Source organism: Candidatus Tisiphia endosymbiont of Xenochironomus xenolabis (genome assembly GCF_964264705.1).
GTDB lineage: Bacteria > Pseudomonadota > Alphaproteobacteria > Rickettsiales > Rickettsiaceae > Tisiphia.
Genome location: NZ_OZ183473.1, coordinates 112,810 through 133,066, shown reverse-complemented (window position 1 = coordinate 133,066; position 20,257 = coordinate 112,810). Strand labels below are relative to the sequence as shown.

Here is a 20,257-nt window from a genome sequence, read left to right as displayed (position 1 = left end):
TACACCCAGATAATTATCTCAGATAATTATCTTGATAACTATAACGTTATATGTTACAATTATGATAAGGCAATATTATTTATAATATGATCAAAACTTTCAGCCATAAAGGTCTAAGCAATTTCTTTAATTATGGTGATACTACAAAAATACAAAGTGATCATATAAAAAAACTCAGACTGTTATTAGCTAACTTAAATGCTGCAACTAAGGTAGAAAACATGAATTTACCAGGACTCGGACTGCATAAGCTGCAAGGCAATATGAAAGACTTCTGGTCAGTTAAAATTAATGGTAATTGGCGTCTGATATTTCATTTTAGTAATGGAGATGCCTATGACGTTGATTATTTAGATTATCATTAAAGCAAGGTATATATGTTCAATCCTCCACACCCAGGTAGTATATTAAAAGAGTTGTATTTAGAACCTTTAAATTTAACTGTCACTGAAGCATCTATATCGCTTGGAGTTACCCGTAAAACTTTATCATTTCTGATCAACGAAAAATCTAGTATCAGTTCTTCTATGGCTATTCGTTTATCTGCTGCATTTCCAAACACAAGCCCTGAATACTGGCTTAATCTTCAACAACAGTATGATATTTGGAATGCCAAAAAAAATATTGATGTTTCTCATATTAAAATATTACTTCACATGTCTGCTTAAATTAAAAATATGTAACGGATAACCTCTTTGCTTTTCGGAAAAAAAGAGAGTCCATAAAACAATTATATTCTGAATAATGGTTTTACACATAGCCGATATTTCCTGATCTTCTCGATAGGCTGCAGTGACTTCTTCGCCTGCAAATGAAACAGCAGTAGCAAATTTGTTAGCTAACTCGCCTTTGTTTAGTTGTTTCTCAATGGTTTGTCACCAAGTAATATCATCGATATATTTTAGTACAAAGATAGATTTAATAATCCTACCAAATTCTTTTAGTGCTTCTTGGAGAGGATGTTGGTTAGCATAGTTGTAGTGGCTCGCTTTCGAAATGACATTGGCTTGCTTTCATTGTAAAAACCGGCTCAAATTAAATGACTTTTTAAATTCAATCTGGGGTTTTAACGGAGAATCTATTTTTCCCGACTTCAGTGTTGTTGTGCCAAAAAGTGGTTGACAGCTCAGGAAATGATAAAATTTTCAGGCACAACAAATTATTTGTTTGAGTATAAAAATTTCAAAATAATCCTATAATAATTATTAGCTTTACTACTTGATTATCGAGTTTTACTCTCCTGATGATATTAAATAAGGAATAGTACTAATCGGTAAATTCATTGCTTTATAAATAATCTTTGCCTCATCTGATACCGGGGATGGAATGCCAAATACTCTTTTATCTTTAATGTGTACTACACTGGTAATCTCCACCCCAATTAGTGCCTTACGTAATCGTTCCGGTGATAGTTTAATTGACTGTAAATTTACCCGATATTCTAAATGCCTGATACATACTAACGCCATAAAACATAAAGCAATATGTGCCTTGATTCTGCTAGGACTCCAATGATAAATTGGTCTAATCTTAATATCGTGTTTACTAACTCTAAATGTTTCTTCAATTTGCCACAATCCTTTATAACGAGACAATATATACGCTACATCAACATTTTCTAGGTTACTAATAACTCCATGCAAACCGTCCCATTTGCTATCTTCCTCTATCTTTTGCTCGTTCACTGCAAACTTATCATTATTATTAATTATTAAATATTTTTTATAACCACTAGCAGAAATTAACGACTTAACTCCTTTACTTCTGTTCATTTTTTTCATTAATTTCTTCAATGCTTGCTCTCTATCTTGAGCATCTTTATAAGCCCTTTTGCTACTATAGCTCATAATCAGTTTGCGACCCTTTTCAGCTAGTTCAATTATTTTTCCCTTATATTCTTCTGCATCAACGGTTAATGGCTGATAATCATCACTATTTAAGATTTTAGCTGTAATATCCTTAGTCATATTCTTAATTTTAGCACCTACTATATATTGATAGCCAGCTTGTTCTAATAGAGCTAAATTTTCATTATTCAACATACCGCTGTCTGCTACAAACACTACTTTATCAATAGCAAACCTGCCTTTCAAGCTATCTAAAGCTTTCAATAAAGTATTACCTTCATAGGTTGCACCAGGAAATATCTCATAACCGATTGGAATACCATTATTATACCAATTCCCAAATTTAATTTAGTATAAAGATGAGAAAAATAGGTTATAATGTAAAAGATAGATAAAATTAGGAATGTAATGGGTACTCATCAAAAATTAATAACAGAAGATTTATACAAACAGGCTATAGCTCAACTTGCAAGTACGAACAAAGAGAATAGGATCGCTATTAGGTTAAGAGCTATAGTAGCTGCAAAAGAACATGGTATTGGTATGGTGTCTAAAATATTTGATATCACAACTAATACGCTAAGAAACTGGATAAAAAGCTTTGCCCAAGGCGATGATAAAAATCTTGAATATAAAAAAGGTAGGGGAAGGAAAAGCGATTTAACGGAAAGCTGCTATGAAGCAATAAACAAATGGATACAAGAAGATTGTAACATAACAATAAAAAGTATCGTCATAAAACTTAAAGAAAATTTGGGAATTAATGTAAGTAAATCGGCTGTACACAGGGCATTGCACAAGCTTAAGTTTGCGTACATTACTCCAAGACCAGTGCATTACAAACAGAATAAAGAAACTCATGAACAGTTTAAAAAAAATTCAAGAAAAAATAACAAGCAATCCAAGAAGTTTTTTGTATTTCTTTGATGAATCGCGTTTTGGAACTCATTCTAAATTAGGTCATGGTTGGTTTCGCAAAGGTATCAGAACTCAAGTTAAAATCAAAATAGGTTTTCAGAATTTTTATGTTTACAGTGCTGTTAACCCAATAACAGGAGATGATTTTAGCTTAATGATGCCAAATGTTAATACTATGTCTTTGAACATGTTTCTTGCGGAAATGTCTAAACATATAGGCGATCAAAAAGCCATTGTTGTTATGGATTGTGCTGGATGGCATAAGGCTAAGGACTTAGTGGTTCCTGCTAATATAGAAATTCTTTATTTGCCACCATATTCTCCTGAATTAAATCCTGCGGAGCGATTATGGGAACATTTAAAGTCTGAGACTATAAAGAATAAAGTATACAATACAATTGAACAATTAGAAATAGTAGTATCTTCCTCTATTAAAAATTTAAATACCTTGCTAATTCAATCTATTTGTTGCATGAATCATTTACTAAATTAAATTCGGGAATTGGTATTATACGATAACGAGTTCATCAAGAAACTCAAGAAAGTGTCAAAGAAGCTTGGTGAGCCGTATTTAAACCCAAACTCAACCATAAACCCAAACACGACACGTAATATGGTGACAGCTTATGGCTGATAATGATTTAAACAAAAAAATTGAATATTTTGACAATCTCAAGAGCAAGCGGGAGAAATGGCATCATATATGGGATGAGCTGAAGAAATATGTTTGTCCACAAACTGAGAGTAATAAGGTAATATTTGATTCAACTTCTATTTGGTCAAGAGAGCAATTAGCATCAGGTTTACAAAGCTTACTGGTAAATCCAGCAATGAACTGGTTTAACCTTACTATAGTCGCTGAAAATGGCGAGCAGCAGCATTTAGACCCTACTGAACGCAACATGCTAGCCCAAATGCTAGAAAAAACCCTAATGGATATATTCAATAATCCGTCTTCTAATTTTTATAGTCAAATTCATCAGTTTTTTTTAAATCTCGCTGCCTTTGGCACCGCAATATTTTATGTTGAAGAAGATTTAGAATTAACCCAAACTCTGTTCTTCCGTAATATTAATTTACAGGAATGTTATTTTGAAGAGAACAAGTTTGGCTTTGTTAATACAATGTACCGACTATTTAGTATGCCAATTAAAACTGCATCGGCTAAATGGGCAGAATTTGCCCCTTTCAAGGAAAGGTTAGCCCGGAATCCTGATGAGATAGTAGAAATATTGCACATAGTTAGCCCACAAACTCAAAATCATAAGAATAAAGCCAGAAAACCAACGGCAACACTTGAATATAATTCGGAATATATATACCTAGCTGAGCAAAAAATTATTAGTCAATCAGGTTATTCTTATTTCCCGTTTTTTGTAACACGGTGGGTAAAAGAAGAAGGTGAAGTATATGGCTATGCTCCAGCTCATCATGTGCTACCTGATATTAAATTACTCAATAGTTTAAGACAAATCACCCTAAAAGTAGCCCAGAAGCAGCTAGACCCACCATTATTAGTGCCAAAAGACGGATACTACTTGCCACTATATACTACGCCAGGTAGTGTTAATTTCTACCGTAATGGTATGGCAGATAAAATAATACCACTAACTGGTATGGAAAATATCTTACCTACTGAGATAGAGCAAAATCAATGTCGTGATGCCATATACAAGGCATTTTATATTGACATATTCAGGATGCAAAAGGAAAATAAAGAAATGACTGCTACCGAGGTACAAATTAGAACGGAGGAACAATATCGTTTAATGTCTCCAATGGTTGGTAGAATCGAGAGTGAGTTGTTAAATCCGTTAATTATGGCGATATATCAAACGCTAATCAAATATAACAGAGTACCAATCTTAGAGGGAACAACAAGCCAGCCTGAGATAGAGATTGAATATGTTTCGCCATTATCCAGGGCCCAGAAAACATCAGCAATATCAAGCGTTGAGCAAGTATTAGGTTTCTTCCAAAGAAGTGGAATCAGTAACTTTTTTCCTGAGATTTATGATAATATCAACTGGGATGAATGTTTTAAACTATTTTTTGAGCTGCGAGGCTCCCCAAACTCAATCCTCAAGAATGAGCAAGAAGTATTACAAATAAGACAACAACGTAAGATGATGCAAATGCAACAGTTACAACAGCAACAGATACAAGGGCAATGATCAAATGAAACTATCAATTAACTCATCATCCCCACCAAATTTACTAACAAAAGAGCAATTAAAATCAATTTATTTGAAGCTTTTTAGTGGAGAAGATGGTAAAATAGTATTAGAGGATTTAGCCCAAATGAGTGGCATATATCGTAGCAATTTTGTTCGGCAAGAAAGTGATTACACTGCCTTCCTTGAAGGGCATCGAGCATTGTTCCTATATATATGCTCACAGGCTTCAGAAGATGATGGAGTTAATAATATTGATGGTGCTAAAATGAACCAGATAAATAAAGGCAACATTTAGTAATAATTAAGAGGCTATATTATATGTTTTTATCAAAATTTCTTGACCCTAAAAATGATTTTTGTTTTCGCCAAATTTTTGGTACTGAAAAGAATAAAGATATACTTGTTCATTTTTTAAATGATGTCCTAAAATTTGAAGGTAGTGACAAAATAACTAATGTGGTATTTTTACCAACTATCCAAGACCCTGATATTGCTATTTACAGAAAGTCTATAGTTGATGTGTTATGCAAAGATCAACATGGTAATCAATTCATCGTAGAGATGCAGGTAAGTGAACATAAAGGATTTGAGAAAAGAGCTCAATATTATGCTGCTAAAGCATATTCTAAGCAAATACTCAAAGAAGATGAAAACCATAAAAAGTTGGCAGTATACGCTAAATTAAAAGGAGTAATATTTTTAGCAATAGCAGATTTTGTGATGTTTGACGATAAAAAACATTGGAAATCAAAACATTGTCTTTTAGATACAGAGAGCTATGCCAATGATTTAAAAGATTTTCATTTTGTTTTTTTAGAACTCGAGAAATTTAATAAAACTATTAATGAGCTGGAAACTATTGAAGAGAAGTGGATGTATTTTTTTAAGCATGCAGGGGATAGTACATTAACCTTAACAGATATAGAGCATTTAATAGGTAAGGATGAAATTATTAGGAGAGCCTTTGAGGCTGTAGACCAAGCTAGCTGGTCAGAAGCAGAACTTAATACTTATGAGGAAATAACTAAAGCCCGTCTTGATAATTTAGCGGTAGAGCAGCAAAAAATTGAAGATGCTGAAGCTAGAGGGGAAGCTAGAGGTAAAGCTGAAGGAAAAGCTGAAGGAAAAGCTGAAGGTATTAAAGAAAACGCTATAGTCATGGCAAAAAAAATGTTGGCTAAAAGAAAGCCAATAGATGAAATCATTGAATTTACCGGGCTAACCCTTGAAAAAATAGAAAAGTTAAAAGACGAAATGGAAAAGCTAAGAGAAGAATAAGCAGATGAGCAAAGAACTAATTGCCAATAACTATGAAACTACTCCTACTTCCTCTGGTAATGAATGGTTAGCTAATATGCCGGAGGAAATACGTAAATCTGAGTCACTGGGTAAATTCAAGGATGTATCATCTTTAGCCCAGAGCTATTTAGAGGCAGAGAAGAGCTTAAATCAGCGAGTCGCTGTGCCAAAAGATGACAGCTCTGATGAAGAATGGCATAAATTCTATTGCCGTTTGGGATTGCCTGAAGATAAGAGATATACTGACAAACGATCCAAGGAAGATGAGGAGTATTTAGCTCGTTATGAGGACATGTTTTACCAAAGCGGATTATCTAAAAGGCAAGGTGAAAAGCTGCTTAATTCTTTGTATGGTTTTTCGCAGGATTTGCAGAAACAGCAACAAAGTGCTATCGAGCAAACACGTAACTCTCACATTGATTGGCTAAAAAATACTTATGGTAATGTCTTTGATAATAAAATGACAGTGATGCAGGCAGCCTTATCTAAGTTTGGTACTAAGGAATTGGCTGGATTAATTGAAGATTCGCATTATGCACCAGCTTTAGTAGATTTATTAGTACGAGTCGGTGAAACTTTAAAATCTGACTCGTTAGTAACTGGTAAAGAGCTACCTGGCATTAACAGCCGAGAGGCGGCATTGTCAGAGATAGATAAACTTGATTCTGACCCCGAGTTTGTGGTAAAATTAAAGACTAAAGACCATACGGGACATGAGCAAGCTGTTAAACGTATGCAACAATTATATAAAATCGCTTATGATAAAGAACAATGAAAAATAACATAAATTAACGTAACCAACCAATCATTAAAGTCATGAAGTAGGTGACAACTCATTTTAAGGCTGCAACTTCGCAATAACCTAATCATAAAAGAGCCACTAATAGCATAATACTCTTCTGCTTTGAAGAATTGGTTTCGTAAAACGGCGGGGAATTCGCGTACTCACGTAGGTTTACTACGCTCCGCTCGCTCACCCCTTGTTTTACGCTCCAATTCTCCAAATCATTTGAGTATAGTTGTATCGCACTTTAAATATTGATAGATTATTGAGGAGAAAATATGGAACAAATAACAGATGGTCTTAAAGAACAATTTGCCAAAAATATCAGCCTAGTCATTCAACAAGAAGGCTCTAAACTACGAAAATGCGTTACTAATGGTACGCAGGATACTGAGGTAATTAGCTTTGAGTCAATGACTACCCACGAGGTGGAGAGTAGGAATCGACGGGCAATTGATCCTGAAGATCATTTACATGGACATTATACTGATGCTGGAGATCCTGGTAGATTAGAACAAATAGAATTTAAAATCCCAACTATTTCAAGACGTTTTTTGACTGCTTCTGCCTATCATTGGAACGCTACTATGGATAGAAATGATAAGTTGAACCTACTAACCGATCCCACTTCACATTTTCCTAAAATGGCAGGTTGGGCTATGGGTAGACAACAAGATAGAGTAATTATTAGTGCTTTTGCCAGTCCAGTTCGAGCAGGAAGGACAGGTAGCAATGTAATTAACTTCGACGTAGCTAACAATGTGGTACCAGTAGGAATTAGGGTTACGGATAGCAATTTAACCTTAAATGCTCAAGCTACGGTTGCTGCTAATAGAGGGGTCATTGACTCGCAAAGAGCAGGGCTAACTGTCGACAAACTAATAAAAGCTCATCATATCTTAAAAAAACGCTCTTTTGGTATGTATGATAAATTATACTTACTATGCTCAAGCAATCAAATCTCAGACTTGTTACGTGACCCGCAAATTACTAATTATGACTATAATAACGTTAGAGCTTTAGTAAGTGGTGAAGTTAATAGTTTCTTAGGATTTACCTTTATTACTAGCGAGATGTTGGGTGGTATATTTGATAATACTGGGGAGGGGAATCAATCTAGATACGCTGTTAGGGATTGCTATGCCTTTAATGAAGGAGCTATAAGATTTAACACGGTCAGTGGTTCTAACAAGAAGGGCATTGAAGAGCTAGTACAATATCATTATGCCAAGGTGTTATATTACAGTGAAGCCTTTGGAGCTAGCCGTGATAATGAACAAGCAATAGTGGTAATTAAATGTTTAGAGAATTACGATCGTAACAGCCATCGTGGTGAATTATGGAAAGCAATAGAGGAGATGAATCACAAAAGAGGTGTGCATAGCATAACAATGCCATGGCAGATGTTTGGCAATCAATGTCGGAATATAGATAATACAGAGGATATTGAAGATAATGATTTAACAGTAATTGCTAATAATAATTTAGCTATGCCACAAACGGCTGTTGCAAGAAGACCAGTCGGCGGTGGTGGTGAGGCGTAGATGTCTAACTACAAAATTTATGCATGAAAAATTTGTATTATTTGTAGCTGAGTGTAATTGTGAAATATGAAATTATCAAGAATGCAGTAGTGTTACTTGGATCAAATGTTAGTATTAGTAGCATTGGTGGTGGTAGAGTATCAAAAGCCGAGGAATTATGTGAGGAATTTGTTAACCCTGCTATTGAAGATACTATATTAATGGTTAAATGGTCATTTGCCTTACGGAGAGTTGATAATATTGAAGCTAACAAAGCTAATAGACATAACTTCACCGAAATACCAGATATTGACGATTGTATTAAATGTGCAGTAATAGTACCGTCTAATCTACAATTTTATACGGAGGCAGGTAAGATTTACTTTAAGGGCGGTAAACTTACCTCGCTGTTTTACTACAGCAGAAATATTGTTGATAATTTACTAAATAACGATACGACTATTTGGCAACAAGTGCCTGCGAGCTTTAAGTTATTAGCGGCTTTATCGTTAGCCTCACAAGTATCATTTGCTATGTATTCAGATAGTTTGTTTGCTGATGGACTAAAGAAACAATATTTAATCAAACTAGAAGAAACAAGAAGGATTTACGCGGTTGATTATAATCTGATTAATTCCGGCGAAGTGTAATATTTAAAAATCAAATTATGTTAGACATAAATAACATAATTAATCCAAGAAGTAGAGTATAATAAAACTTTGAAATATTTGAAATATGGGTTATTCTGGATATAGACTCTAAAAAGAAACTATCAAGAAATAGAACTGTTATGATTAAATCCTTTCTGGGTTAGCTATACGATAATAAAAGGGCAACAAACAAGGCGATAGAGTATTTCACCCAAAGCTGTAGTCCAATACGCTAACAATTTCAGTCCATATATTGCTAGCTTTTTTATAATACATAGCTAACCCAGAAAGGGTTTAATCATATATTTTCATAATAACCTAATATTTTAAATCTCTCAAAATTTTATTATACTCTACTTCTTAGATTCATTCTAACCATGTTAGCAATATGCAACAAGAACAATTTGTTTACTCACAAAAAAATAACTTTTCAGGTGGTGAGTTAACGCCAACCATTGAGGGCAGAACTGAGCTAGCATTGTATCAGAATGGCGTTAAAAAGTTGATTAACTTCATGCTACTGCCGTCAGGTGGTATTATGCGTAGACATGGTACACAATTTGTTCATTTGTTCAGCGATAATGTGCCAAAGAAAATGGCAGCAGTGATGTTCTCAAGGAAATTATCTTACTTGCTGGTTTTTGAATCGCATCAGCTAGAGACTCGTTGCTTATTCTTTGTTGGTGGGGAATTGTTGTTAACTAGTAAAGTTATACAGGATGAGGGGCAAAATTTTCATTTTCGTCCTAAGGATTTTTCTTATGTAGTATTTCAAGGAATTGCTTATATCTCCTTTGGTGATAAGAGACCAATCTTTAAATTCTCCATTGACCCGCAAGTTATTGAGCAATTTTACCAACATATTGAAGAGCAGGCAAGAAAGAGACAGGTAGAATATGGTGAAAGAGCCGAGATAGCCTCTAGTAGCAGCTATGAGCTAGCCAGCAATTTCCCTGGTAAAGAGAAGATGTTTATTATTGAACCACTGAAATGCCAAGTTAATTATTTTACTGTAGGGCAAACCGGATATAATAAAATACAAAAACCTTTTAATGAAGTAATCTATGGAGCGGAAGTAGATAAAATTAACGATACACTAAAAGACCTTTACCAGCGAGCAGCAAGTTTATCATATACTAATCAATCTCCCATCTACCAAGCACAGCAGGAGAAATTATATTGTACTTCAGTGGTTACTTTTGAAAACCGGTTATGGTGCTTTGGAGTCAATAAAAATATTCATTCAATTTGGGCAAGCTATAAGGGTGATTTTAGGATGGCATATAGAACCCTGCTAGAGGCTCGTAATCCTTTAAGTGCTTTTTCGGCAACTTTCTCCTCCTCAACTTTTGATAATGTCCTATGGTCGGTGCCTTTTGCCGATGAATTATTATTAGGCACTAGTGATGGCATCTATTTAGTGAAAGAAGGAGATCGAGCTAAGGGAGAATTTGTCAAAATCCATAAAGAGATTGAGCTACCAATATCACCACTGAAACCAGTAATAATCGGTAAGACCATCTTTTTTGTTGAAGGTAATGGTTGTAAAATTAATAGTTTGTATTATTCACAAGAAAAAGGTGGTTTTCAGATATCAGACATCACTGCCTATGCTGAGCATATATTTGCTGGTGGCATTAGACAAATTGTCGGCTGTAATAGTCCCTTTTCAATGATAGTGGCAGTGTTAAAAAATGGCTCTTTTGCTAGTTTTATCTATTCACATGATTTAAAAATTATGGGTTGGTCGCAACATTGGCTAGGTGGTAATGGTCAAGTATTAGGCATCACGCCGATTTATGCGGAAAGTGCCGATATGCTATATCTGCACGTTCGGAGAAGTGATGATACTGGCATAAGCAGTAAGGAATATCTAGAAGTACTGCAAACTCGTTATTTTTCTGCCAAGCATTTTGTTACCGATAAAGCCGTTTATGCTGACTGTCACGTTAATATCCAACAGCCTGGAGAGAATGCGGCTTATCGGTCAATGATACAAGCATTAAAGGACGATAGTGCTTATGAGTTTAGAGGTGATATAACCAAATTAGAGCATATTGTACAAGCTCAAGCAGAAACTATCTTAAGACTTAAGTTAGATAATGTCGGTAATTCTTTTAAATACAAAAACAAGCTAATTGCTAATTATGATGAATATAGACCCGAAATAGAGAATTTTTTACAAAAATATTATCAAAATTATTTGCCTAAGATTATGAATATTTTGGCGATATCTTTTGCCTATCATCGAATATTTTCGCGTATTTATGCGGAATTAGACAATATATTTTTAAATAATCCTGAAAGCTTTGTAACAATCGAGCAATTATTATATGATGGTGAGCGGCTTGGTGGTGATATTATTGAAGCTGTGGAAGGACTAAATGAAGGTGATGTACCAGCTATTTTAAGAGATGGTGGCTTGATGGAATATCTGCCTAATAGTGCTTTTTCTTTCCGTCCAACTATTTGTTTGCAAATAAAAAAGCTAAATACCGAGCTAATCAGGTTCATTGCTGGCACGGTACAAGACATTATGGCAACTGCCAAGCAGAATATCGATCTACAGTTTGAAATAAGTAGAGAAATACAAGAAATGCGATCAGCAGTTAGCCATATTAATAAGAAAATATTGCTATATTATGCCCAGCAGGATAGTGATAAAAAATCAGGACTGCTAGTTAATTTAAAAAAGTTTTTTGCCAAAACTGGAGTGGATTTTTACCCAGAATTGCTAAATATTGCTCATCCAGAGCTGACTAAATATATATTTGGTGAGCAAAGCAAACAATTAATTAGCCAGCAAATTACTGAATTTGACCAACATACTAACAAGCAACAAATAAACGATAAATTATCAACTATTACCAATCAATTAATCGATAAATTACAACAAATACATAATGACAACAAGATTAATGAGCTAACCAATTTTAAGAGGCGAGAAGAAATAGTTGTTTGTCTAAGAAGTATCATACTCGATAAACTATTAAGTAAAGATGTTCGGGAATATATTTTGTCTGATAGTTTTAGTCAAACTATCGATAGGATTATAGATGAAGCAACAAACAAAATTGCCCCAACAATGGCAAGAGATCGTAAATTCTCATTATCGTCCTCTAGAGCGTCGGTATATAGCGAAGAAGATTATACTGATCCACTAGCGGGTAAAATATTTGAGCAAATGCAAGAACTCAAAGAAGGGCTAGCTTATTTGCAGCGGAACATTATTGAGTATTGTCAGTTAATTATGCCGAGCTTTCATCCAGCTTTACTAAAAGATATTCTTGAAGATGAGAAGAGCATAAAATTAGAGAAATATTTATTGTTATCAAAAAGATATTTTCCTGTTTTTAAAAAACTATTTCCTGATATTGGTGGTTATGAATTAAGTAGTATAGCTCGCAACTGTCTGCCATCATTCCAGCAAATAAATATTGCCACTATATTACCAATCTTTCAGAAAATAGCTGTGTCTATTATTGGTGATGAAGAATTACATGATTTACGAATTATCGATAATGAGCTGATTAAACTAAAACATCCGGTAAGACATTTGTCGGTAGGCTTTCCTTATTCTTCGATATTACAGACTTTCCCTCTGATATTCCCAGATGAAGTAGAACATGCTCCGAAAAAAGATGCGGAACTTGGCTTGAAGGTCTTTAATAGTAAAGGTGGTTATATTGAAGAAAGGCTTGATAATGGGCAAATAGATCGGCAGCATATTAATAGTAGATATGTAGATAGTGATGCATTGATTAGATTGGTTAATGATAAGAAATATTTAACAACATCAACAGCTACTAAAGAAGTGTGTGACTTATTTACCACTCCCTATCAATCAGGTTGGATAAATTTTATTATGCACGGGGAAATTAAAACTGATATTGATGTGACTTTTAAGGTCGATAAACCTTATCCAGTTAGTATATTAAAAATCTATGCTAAGGCAAAAATCTTGCCAAATTATAAGGGTGGTGGATGAAATGAAATTATGAGTTTCCATAAATTTTTATGAAATTAACCTATCATAGAAATACAAAAATTGTTAAATTGCAACAGAGATTATAGTTTAATAAAAATTAATAACCTTAGGAAGCAATCTTTAAATTATCTTAAATAATACAATTAAAATATCTATTGAAATGTGTAATAAATCATATTAGCATAATATTTGCTTAGTGTTTTGCTTAACAATAAAAGCATAAATATTTTGCAAGTTGATAGTTTACATACCATAAAAAAGTATAATTAAAAATATTTGTAACTTAATAATAATTAATTTGGAGGTATTTGAATATGAGTAAAGACAACAATCCAGGAATCGGAAAAACTGACGAAGGTATTAAAATCTGGACAACGCCTGAAGAATGGAAAAAAATCAGAGAATCACTTGAGACTGCACCAGACAAGAGAGATAAACAAGAACAAGAAAAGAAGCCTGTGCAGAAATATAATAATGATCAAAATGTGTACTGTGTTACCGAAATAAAATATGATAATCATTCCTTAAACGATCTATTAACTGTAAAGGGGGATAAAGATAAGCATGATTTGAAATATTTAATACCCACAGCACTTAGTTGTGTACCACCATTATTAGATGCAGATGATACTATGAATAATTACGGCATGATAATAGGCACCACCACTAATGAAGAAGATACCTACTAGTCTAACAAGAATGGGAGAGAAGCATAAATTAAGATCGTTCTTTAGACTGTATCAATTTAGAGACTTCTCCCCAAAAATTAGCTACTACTTTATATTTTCTTAATTATCAGCTTGGTAAGCTTTTCTTTAAAGCGAGAGACCCCCACTAACCACAAGGGTCATAACGCCAACCGAGTTCCCCAGTCCAAGTACCAATCGGATAATGCCCTATTCTTCGAAAGAATCGACTGCCAAAAGCAGATTTTTCAGTACATTACACAACTGATACTAGTTATAGTATAACATATTTTTGCAACAAATTAAATAGCTAAAAATCTTTAAACGGTAAAAAATAGCAATGTTTGATCTCCTAAATTTTTTCTCGAGCGGGGCAAGTATATTTGCTACAGGAGCGTCTTTATTTAATACTTACTCCCAACTTAGAAGTAATAAAGAGAAAACCAAGCAAGCCTTATATGAGCAGCAGCATTTATTAAGACAGCAACAAGAGAATGTCAGGTTTGACCGTCAACAACTAATCGAAAGAACTGCGGAATATGGAGCAATATCAAGTTATCATGTTGATATGCTGAGGCAGGAGCAGTTATATAATCGCCAACAATTGGGCTATAATATCCTGAAAACTGGTATTGGTATCACTGGCACTGATTCAGCTGGTTTATTGCTACGGCATATGGCTTATATGGATGAGATGAAGGCAAGAAGTGTAGAAGCTGAACATTTTCACCAAAGACCAAGATCAAACTTAAATACGGCAATGATTGATTTAAACAAGGAAGCAATTAACCGTAATATTGGTTCGATTAGGTCAGCTTCACCTTGGCAAAATCTTGGTACGGTTTTAAGTGGGGTGTCTGATCTTGCTAGGATAGCAAGAATTAATGAAGGGACAACAGAAAAGTAAAAAATAAGAATACTGCAAAAATAATGGCAATAGCTATTAGTGGATGATAAAAATCTGTTATAGTCAATTGATGAGAAGTTGGGGACGTTGTCGCTCGTCGCTCGCCTATTACTTATAGGCGTCGCTCCATCGCTCCTAGCCCCAAATTCTCCTGAATTGACTATATATAGGAAGTTTAATAAAAAAGTGACCAAATAAGATGGAATGGCAAGAAGATGAAATGGCAAGTTATAGCTGGGATAAGTCAGAAGATTAATGAAGAAGCTAAAGGCTATTTGATACGTAAACTGGAGAAAGATGCTAGCGTAGAAATGCCTAATTTATGGGCGGATTTTATTAAAGAGACCACTACGCATTTGCATCAATCACAGAGCAATATTGAGGTAGTTAGCGATAACAAAACTGGTGGTTTTGGTTGCTTGACGCAATTTGATGAATTTCATCCGGATTTTTCAGAAAATAACAAACCGTTCATCGAGTATTTTTTAGGTAAGTATGATAAGCGGGCTGTAGATTATCTGCAACAAGCCAAAAACCCACTGACCAGGCGGATGTTGCAAGCCAAGATTAATGAATATAAAATATCTTTAGCTGGACATATAAGCCATACAGAAGCCAAGCTGATTGATGGTAAACGTAACCATTTAGCAATTGAAGCTATCGAAAAGTTTAAGATTGCTACTTATGATAATCCTGAACTTTATAGTAGTAATTTACAAGATAGCATAATAGCTATTAGCTCTTTATCATTACTGCCGCAAGAAAAAGAACAAATGCTGATGAATGCTAAACAAGCTTTGGCATTTGCTGCAGCACAAGGTACTTTAAAGCATTCGCCGGATGCTATATTAAATCCCAATATAGTTGCTGAATGGAAAGAAGCTTTATCGCTTGAACAAAGGGTTAAGCTAGAGGGGCAAGCAAATAATCTAATACATCATCAGCAATTAATGAGACAACATCAACTTAGTTCGCTTACCAATGCCCATTTGCACAGTATCCTAAATACTGGCAAAGGTGTTGATGGCGTTGAAAATCTACTACAAGCCAGCTTTAATATTGATGCTCCACGATTATTGCAATTCAGAACCCAAGAAGTTTTGTATAAGCAGGCTTTTATTGTCTCGCAACAATTAAAATACCTACCATTCAACCAATGTCATGAAATATTACAACAAATTGCTCCAAAGAGCGGAGATGTTGATTATGACAAAAAAGAGCAAATATATCATATTTTACTAGAGCAGTTTAACAAACAGCTTAAATTGGCTCAACAAGACCCAGCTAGATTGGTTGAGGAAAACGGCGAAATACCTAAAGACATGCCATTGTTACAACGTTTATTGCTTAGGAAACAATTGCAAGAACAAAAAGGCATTCCTAGTTACGATCAGAGATATTTAATGAACAAAGAACGTGATGAGTATTTAAAAAAGATTGAGACTAAAGATGTTAACCAAATTAAACAAGTCACTGATAGTATAATTAGTCTGCGAGATGATGATACAGAAGGCGGGGAACAATTTGGCTTGGAGATAATGGACGAAATCTTAAGGGGTAAGGAAGATTTAGAGTGTTTGACTCAATTCTATGCTGAAAGTAGACTTTACGACCGTAAGACTGCGTCAGCCTTTATACAGATGATCGCATTAGTTAATGAGCTATCATTAAAAAGTCAGCCATTATTTATCAATCATGAAATGACAGAATTTAACAAAGAAATTGACAAAAATGATATATTAAAGCTATGGAGTAAGGATTTAGCTAAAACTGATATTCAAAACGAAACAGAGATTAACCAAACACGGCAAGCCATAAAATATTTAGCTAAATACTACCAACGTACGGAAGATTTACCAATTGACAAAGCAGTAGAAAAAGCAACCCAAGAATTGATTAGTAAGGTCTATATGCGACTAGATAGTAAGAATATAATAATACCCCGTCAGGTGGTAGCACAACGTATGATTATTGATTTGAATGCTGATTACATAGAAAGTAGTCTAGCAGAGCTGCAACTTGCTATTATTAGCGGTAATATCGCTTGTGATTATGGTACTATTGTAGCTAAGGGTAGTGGTAGCCATATTATCGATAATATCAACGACCCAACAGGACAATATGTCGCTGTAAAAGTACGAGAATCTTTACAACAAGGCAGATGGAAACTAACGCCTATTATACTTTCCTGACGAAAGACGGTCAGTATATGCCAGTTATGACAGAAAATGGTAATATATTAAAATTTGATTTGATAGAACTCAACAAGCCTCAAGCTTTAGAGCGACAAAAGCAAAGGTTATTACAAGGTATCTCTGAATCATATTCAATAAATTAGTACGATGAAAAATAATGACAGCTTAAATAATTACTTAGATTATCAGGCAAATAGCAAACCAATTCACCAACGTTACTATTCTACCTTATTACCGGAGCGTATATCTTATAATAGTGTCTTTGATTTGTTAGGTAGCAGCAAAATGGATGTTTTGCGGGCAGTTAGTAGCCAAGCTTATGCAGATAGCCCAAACCTATAAACCTTACTGCAAGCTTTTGCCCCACAAAATATTATTGATCCTGAGTTACAGGATATTGCTGAATATTTTAAAAATTATAATAACAAATTAACCAAGGAAGAGTTTGAGCAAAAATATAGTGAATCAGGTTTAAAGTATGACCCTAATTTTACCAATCAACTAGTAGAAGATATTTTAGAGAGGAAAAAACAGCGAGAAATTAATGACTATATTATTGCGGCAGGTAAAGGCGGATTAGTTGAGGCTATTGGCAAATTTGGAGCTGAGATAGTATTTGGTAATTTGTCACTAATTAACATTGCGGCTAGCTTCGTGCCTATTGGTAAACCTGCAATGTGGGCGGCAACTGCTTTAAAATATGGCAAACTTCCAACAACCTTAGCTAAGGGCTTGGTCGGTGGGGCGGTAGGTCAGGCAGCTATCGAACCATTTCTTTATAATGAGCGGCATGTTGAACAAAGACCATATGACTTATCAGATAGTTTGGTTAATATTATAGAAAGTGGTTTATTTGGTGCAACTTTGCACGGTGTTGGTTATTCGGCTAAATATTTGCGAGACAGATTATACGTGTATTCCAATAAGTTACGTCCGGAAGTTGAGACTTTACATCCGATAGTTGATAGTCAGTTAAAAGATAATATTGATACTGTACTAAAAGAGTCATCTCCTGAATCGATGGAGAAAATAGTGGAAACTGGGCAAGTTGATAGTCAGGGTAACAATGGTAATATTGAAAACAATTCTTTATTAAGTTTAGCTGAGTTGTAAGCAAAGAAGTTACAATTAATTACGGCAGCCGAGCAACAATATCCTTTATATTTTGCTCAACTGCAGAAAATAGCAGAATTACAACAACATATGCAAGACCAGTTTGGTACTAGGAGAATATGGGTTGTAATCCTGAGTTAATGCTACAATCGATCAAAGGTACTTTTACCAGGGAGCTACAAGAGTTAGCGACTAAAGACCCAACTATTTTAGGGCAACTGGCAGTGCTTAGTAATCCAAACAGTTTTATCAATCAGTTAGACCTAATGCTAGGAGTTAAACCACAAATACCCTCAGTTGACCGTATCCTTGGAGCTTATCGCTCTTGGAAATGTATGGCAAATCTTGGCAAAGTGGTACTTTCTTCAATTCCTGATATGATAAGTTTTGTTAGTGAGTTACAGAATAATGGCATACCACTACTGCAATCTTATGCGAATATCTTACAAGTGGCGGCAACAAGCTTTAATGGCGAAAAGAAAAAAGAACTTGCTAATTTGCTTGGTGTGGCGGTAGATTCACTGCTTGGTCATAGTCATTGTCGTTTTGCAGGAGAATACCCAGTATCTGGGAGCATATTTAAACTTACCAATGCATTTTTTAAACTAAATTTTATGGAATGGTGGGATAATAGTTGGAAATCGACAATGGGTAATTTGTTATCACATAATTTAGCGTTACAAGTCAATCAGCCCTTTAACTCGCTATATCATAATTTACAGACTTTGCTTAATAGATATGGAATTAATGAAAGTAACTGGCATCTTTATCAGCATTTAGTCCAGCAAATAGACAATAAGCCATATTTAATACCCGATATGGCACTATTACCTGATAATTTATTAGACCAACATTTACAACAAAGTGGTAATAGACCTCTTAATATAATAGACTGCCTGGATAAGCCAGAGATAGTTGAGGGATTTTTAGGAGAAATGAAGCCGAGTACCGCAGCGTACATAGACGATTGTTCGGAACGAAGGCGAGTTTCGACGACAAAATCACCAACTAGATTGGCTTATGCAGGTAGTCTAATTAGACTAAAGCAGGATTTAACCAACAACTTACGAAGATATTTGCTTGACCGGGTTGATACAGCTATTGCCACTCCTCATATTGCCGAGAGAAATGCCATATTATTTGGCAATTTAGGCATTAAGCCAGGTTCACCAGCTGCCGCGGTGATTCAGTGTATCATGCAGTTTAAAACTTTTGCTTATACTTACATTACTAGACCCTTAAAATCAGTAACTATCGATCAAATACCAACTCATCAACAAATAGGTAGTGGCAATTTGTTTGATTTAGGAACATGGCAGGATATTGCTAAAACAATGAGAAACCCAACTAGTATTAAAATGTTGTTTCAGTTATTGCCAGGTTCCATAGGGCTTGGTTATTTATCGATCAATGCTAAAAGGTTGGTGCAAGGGGAAGAGTGGCTTGATCCACACGAAGAAGGAGTATTTATGGCATCCTTATTACAGGGCGGTGGTCTTGGATTATTTGGGGATTTTTTCTTTAATGAGTATGATAGTCATAATAATCTGCTTAAAGCTCTAGCAGGAACTATGGGTAGTGACATTATTGATTTTGGCACAATAGTTACTTTAATCAAAAATGGTGAGTTGGATAAGGCAGAAGAATTGCTTAAAAAATCCCTTCAAAGAAACATCCCAGGCAGAAATCTCTTCTACCTACAACCGGCTTTGTGTGGTTTTCATGAATGTAATAGCTTGCATTGGTAAGAACGTCATTGCGAGAAGGCTTAAGCCAAGAAGCAATCCAATAAGTGTGGATTGCCGCGACCACTATGTGGTCTCGCAATGACAGATAACGTCATTGCGAGGATGCGTAAGCCTCCGAAGCAATCCATTCCTGAGCGTTTTTTGGATTGCCGCGTTGCCGCAAAGCGGCTCTGAGCCATGACGCCAAGCTATTTTCCCTATGGCTTTTAAATATAGTCAATTGATGAGAAGTTGGTGACGTCGTCGCTCAATGCTCGCCTATTACTTATAGGCGTCGCTCCATCGCTCCTGCTACCCAATTCCCCTGAATTGACTATACCATGAGCAAGGTGAGTTACTAATTGAATTTTATTGTTTCAATTTAACAGATATTGATTAAAAAACTCAAAATTATTATTGATGGCTTTTGGTATTCCCGGTTA

General features: G+C 34.9%; 20 protein-coding genes and 1 pseudogene. 18 read left to right on the top strand and 3 right to left on the bottom strand.

The genetic code is table 11. The features are described 5' to 3' along the window. Window positions 1-86: 86 nt before the first annotated feature. Together ACFELY_RS00645 and ACFELY_RS00640 are read left to right on the top strand one after the other, a co-directional pair. Complete coding sequence (locus ACFELY_RS00645) at window positions 87-365, top strand: type II toxin-antitoxin system RelE/ParE family toxin (RefSeq protein WP_094649613.1); 279 nt, start codon at window positions 87-89, stop codon at window positions 363-365. Between the two features lie 12 nt (window positions 366-377). Then, on the top strand, window positions 378-668 hold the full coding sequence (locus ACFELY_RS00640; protein ID WP_094649612.1) for a HigA family addiction module antitoxin: 291 nt from the start codon (window positions 378-380) through the stop codon (window positions 666-668). Here ACFELY_RS00640 and ACFELY_RS00635 read toward each other — a convergent pair. Both ACFELY_RS00635 and ACFELY_RS00630 read right to left on the bottom strand, forming a co-directional pair. After that, window positions 648-998, bottom strand: a pseudogene (locus tag ACFELY_RS00635) (Tn3 family transposase). The gene ACFELY_RS00640 and the pseudogene ACFELY_RS00635 overlap by 21 nt on opposite strands. A gap of 234 nt (window positions 999-1,232) precedes the next feature. Continuing rightward, complete coding sequence (locus tag ACFELY_RS00630; protein ID WP_375334089.1) at window positions 1,233-2,165, bottom strand: transposase; 933 nt, start codon at window positions 2,163-2,165, stop codon at window positions 1,233-1,235. 90 nt (window positions 2,166-2,255) lie between these two features. Between ACFELY_RS00630 and ACFELY_RS00625 the strand changes: the two genes are divergently transcribed. The 16 genes from ACFELY_RS00625 to ACFELY_RS00545 all read left to right on the top strand — a co-directional run bounded on the left by ACFELY_RS00625 (window position 2,256) and on the right by ACFELY_RS00545 (window position 19,835). Then, the gene (locus ACFELY_RS00625; protein WP_375329726.1) at window positions 2,256-2,774 is read left to right on the top strand and encodes a helix-turn-helix domain-containing protein; all 519 of its coding nucleotides are present in this window, start codon (window positions 2,256-2,258) and stop codon (window positions 2,772-2,774) included. Continuing rightward, the gene (locus ACFELY_RS00620; protein ID WP_375333352.1) at window positions 2,707-3,258 is read left to right on the top strand and encodes an IS630 family transposase; all 552 of its coding nucleotides are present in this window, start codon (window positions 2,707-2,709) and stop codon (window positions 3,256-3,258) included. Before ACFELY_RS00625 ends, ACFELY_RS00620 begins: the two co-directional genes overlap by 68 nt. A 133-nt stretch (window positions 3,259-3,391) precedes the next feature. Beyond that, window positions 3,392-4,939, top strand: a complete 1,548-nt coding sequence (locus ACFELY_RS00615; RefSeq protein ID WP_375333351.1) for a portal protein — start codon at window positions 3,392-3,394, stop codon at window positions 4,937-4,939. Between the two features lie 4 nt (window positions 4,940-4,943). Continuing rightward, window positions 4,944-5,237: a hypothetical protein gene (locus tag ACFELY_RS00610; protein ID WP_375333350.1), complete on the top strand. Its 294-nt coding sequence runs from the start codon at window positions 4,944-4,946 to the stop codon at window positions 5,235-5,237. 23 nt (window positions 5,238-5,260) lie between these two features. Next, on the top strand, window positions 5,261-6,220 hold the full coding sequence (locus ACFELY_RS00605) for an Rpn family recombination-promoting nuclease/putative transposase (protein WP_375333349.1): 960 nt from the start codon (window positions 5,261-5,263) through the stop codon (window positions 6,218-6,220). Window positions 6,221-6,224: 4 nt separating this feature from the next. Beyond that, the gene (locus ACFELY_RS00600) at window positions 6,225-7,016 is read left to right on the top strand and encodes a hypothetical protein (protein ID WP_375333348.1); all 792 of its coding nucleotides are present in this window, start codon (window positions 6,225-6,227) and stop codon (window positions 7,014-7,016) included. Between the two features lie 287 nt (window positions 7,017-7,303). Continuing rightward, complete coding sequence (locus ACFELY_RS00595) at window positions 7,304-8,569, top strand: phage capsid protein (protein ID WP_375333347.1); 1,266 nt, start codon at window positions 7,304-7,306, stop codon at window positions 8,567-8,569. A 59-nt stretch (window positions 8,570-8,628) separates the two neighbouring features. Beyond that, window positions 8,629-9,198, top strand: coding sequence for a hypothetical protein (locus ACFELY_RS00590; RefSeq protein WP_375333346.1), 570 nt, complete (start codon window positions 8,629-8,631; stop codon window positions 9,196-9,198). 388 nt (window positions 9,199-9,586) lie between these two features. Beyond that, window positions 9,587-13,186, top strand: coding sequence for a hypothetical protein (locus ACFELY_RS00585; protein WP_375333345.1), 3,600 nt, complete (start codon window positions 9,587-9,589; stop codon window positions 13,184-13,186). A gap of 314 nt (window positions 13,187-13,500) precedes the next feature. Further along, window positions 13,501-13,875, top strand: coding sequence for a hypothetical protein (locus ACFELY_RS00580; protein WP_375333344.1), 375 nt, complete (start codon window positions 13,501-13,503; stop codon window positions 13,873-13,875). Between the two features lie 337 nt (window positions 13,876-14,212). After that, window positions 14,213-14,779, top strand: coding sequence for a hypothetical protein (locus ACFELY_RS00575; protein WP_375334170.1), 567 nt, complete (start codon window positions 14,213-14,215; stop codon window positions 14,777-14,779). 215 nt (window positions 14,780-14,994) lie between these two features. Further along, window positions 14,995-16,971 (top strand): hypothetical protein, encoded by a 1,977-nt coding sequence (locus ACFELY_RS00565; RefSeq protein ID WP_375333343.1) that lies wholly within the window; start codon window positions 14,995-14,997, stop codon window positions 16,969-16,971. A gap of 17 nt (window positions 16,972-16,988) precedes the next feature. Further along, window positions 16,989-17,117: a hypothetical protein gene (locus ACFELY_RS00560; protein WP_375333342.1), complete on the top strand. Its 129-nt coding sequence runs from the start codon at window positions 16,989-16,991 to the stop codon at window positions 17,115-17,117. A gap of 4 nt (window positions 17,118-17,121) precedes the next feature. Next, entirely contained in the window at window positions 17,122-17,316 is a 195-nt protein-coding gene (locus ACFELY_RS00555) for a hypothetical protein (protein ID WP_375333341.1), read from the top strand. 282 nt (window positions 17,317-17,598) lie between these two features. After that, complete coding sequence (locus ACFELY_RS00550; protein WP_375333340.1) at window positions 17,599-18,087, top strand: hypothetical protein; 489 nt, start codon at window positions 17,599-17,601, stop codon at window positions 18,085-18,087. A gap of 119 nt (window positions 18,088-18,206) precedes the next feature. Beyond that, window positions 18,207-19,835, top strand: coding sequence for a hypothetical protein (locus tag ACFELY_RS00545; RefSeq protein WP_375333339.1), 1,629 nt, complete (start codon window positions 18,207-18,209; stop codon window positions 19,833-19,835). A 206-nt stretch (window positions 19,836-20,041) separates the two neighbouring features. Here the strand turns inward: ACFELY_RS00545 and ACFELY_RS00540 are convergent, their stop codons facing one another. Continuing rightward, window positions 20,042-20,134 carry a palindromic element RPE2 domain-containing protein gene (locus ACFELY_RS00540; protein ID WP_410521663.1) on the bottom strand — a complete coding sequence of 31 codons (93 nt, stop codon included), beginning with the start codon at window positions 20,132-20,134 and terminating at the stop codon, window positions 20,042-20,044. Window positions 20,135-20,257 lie beyond the last annotated feature (123 nt).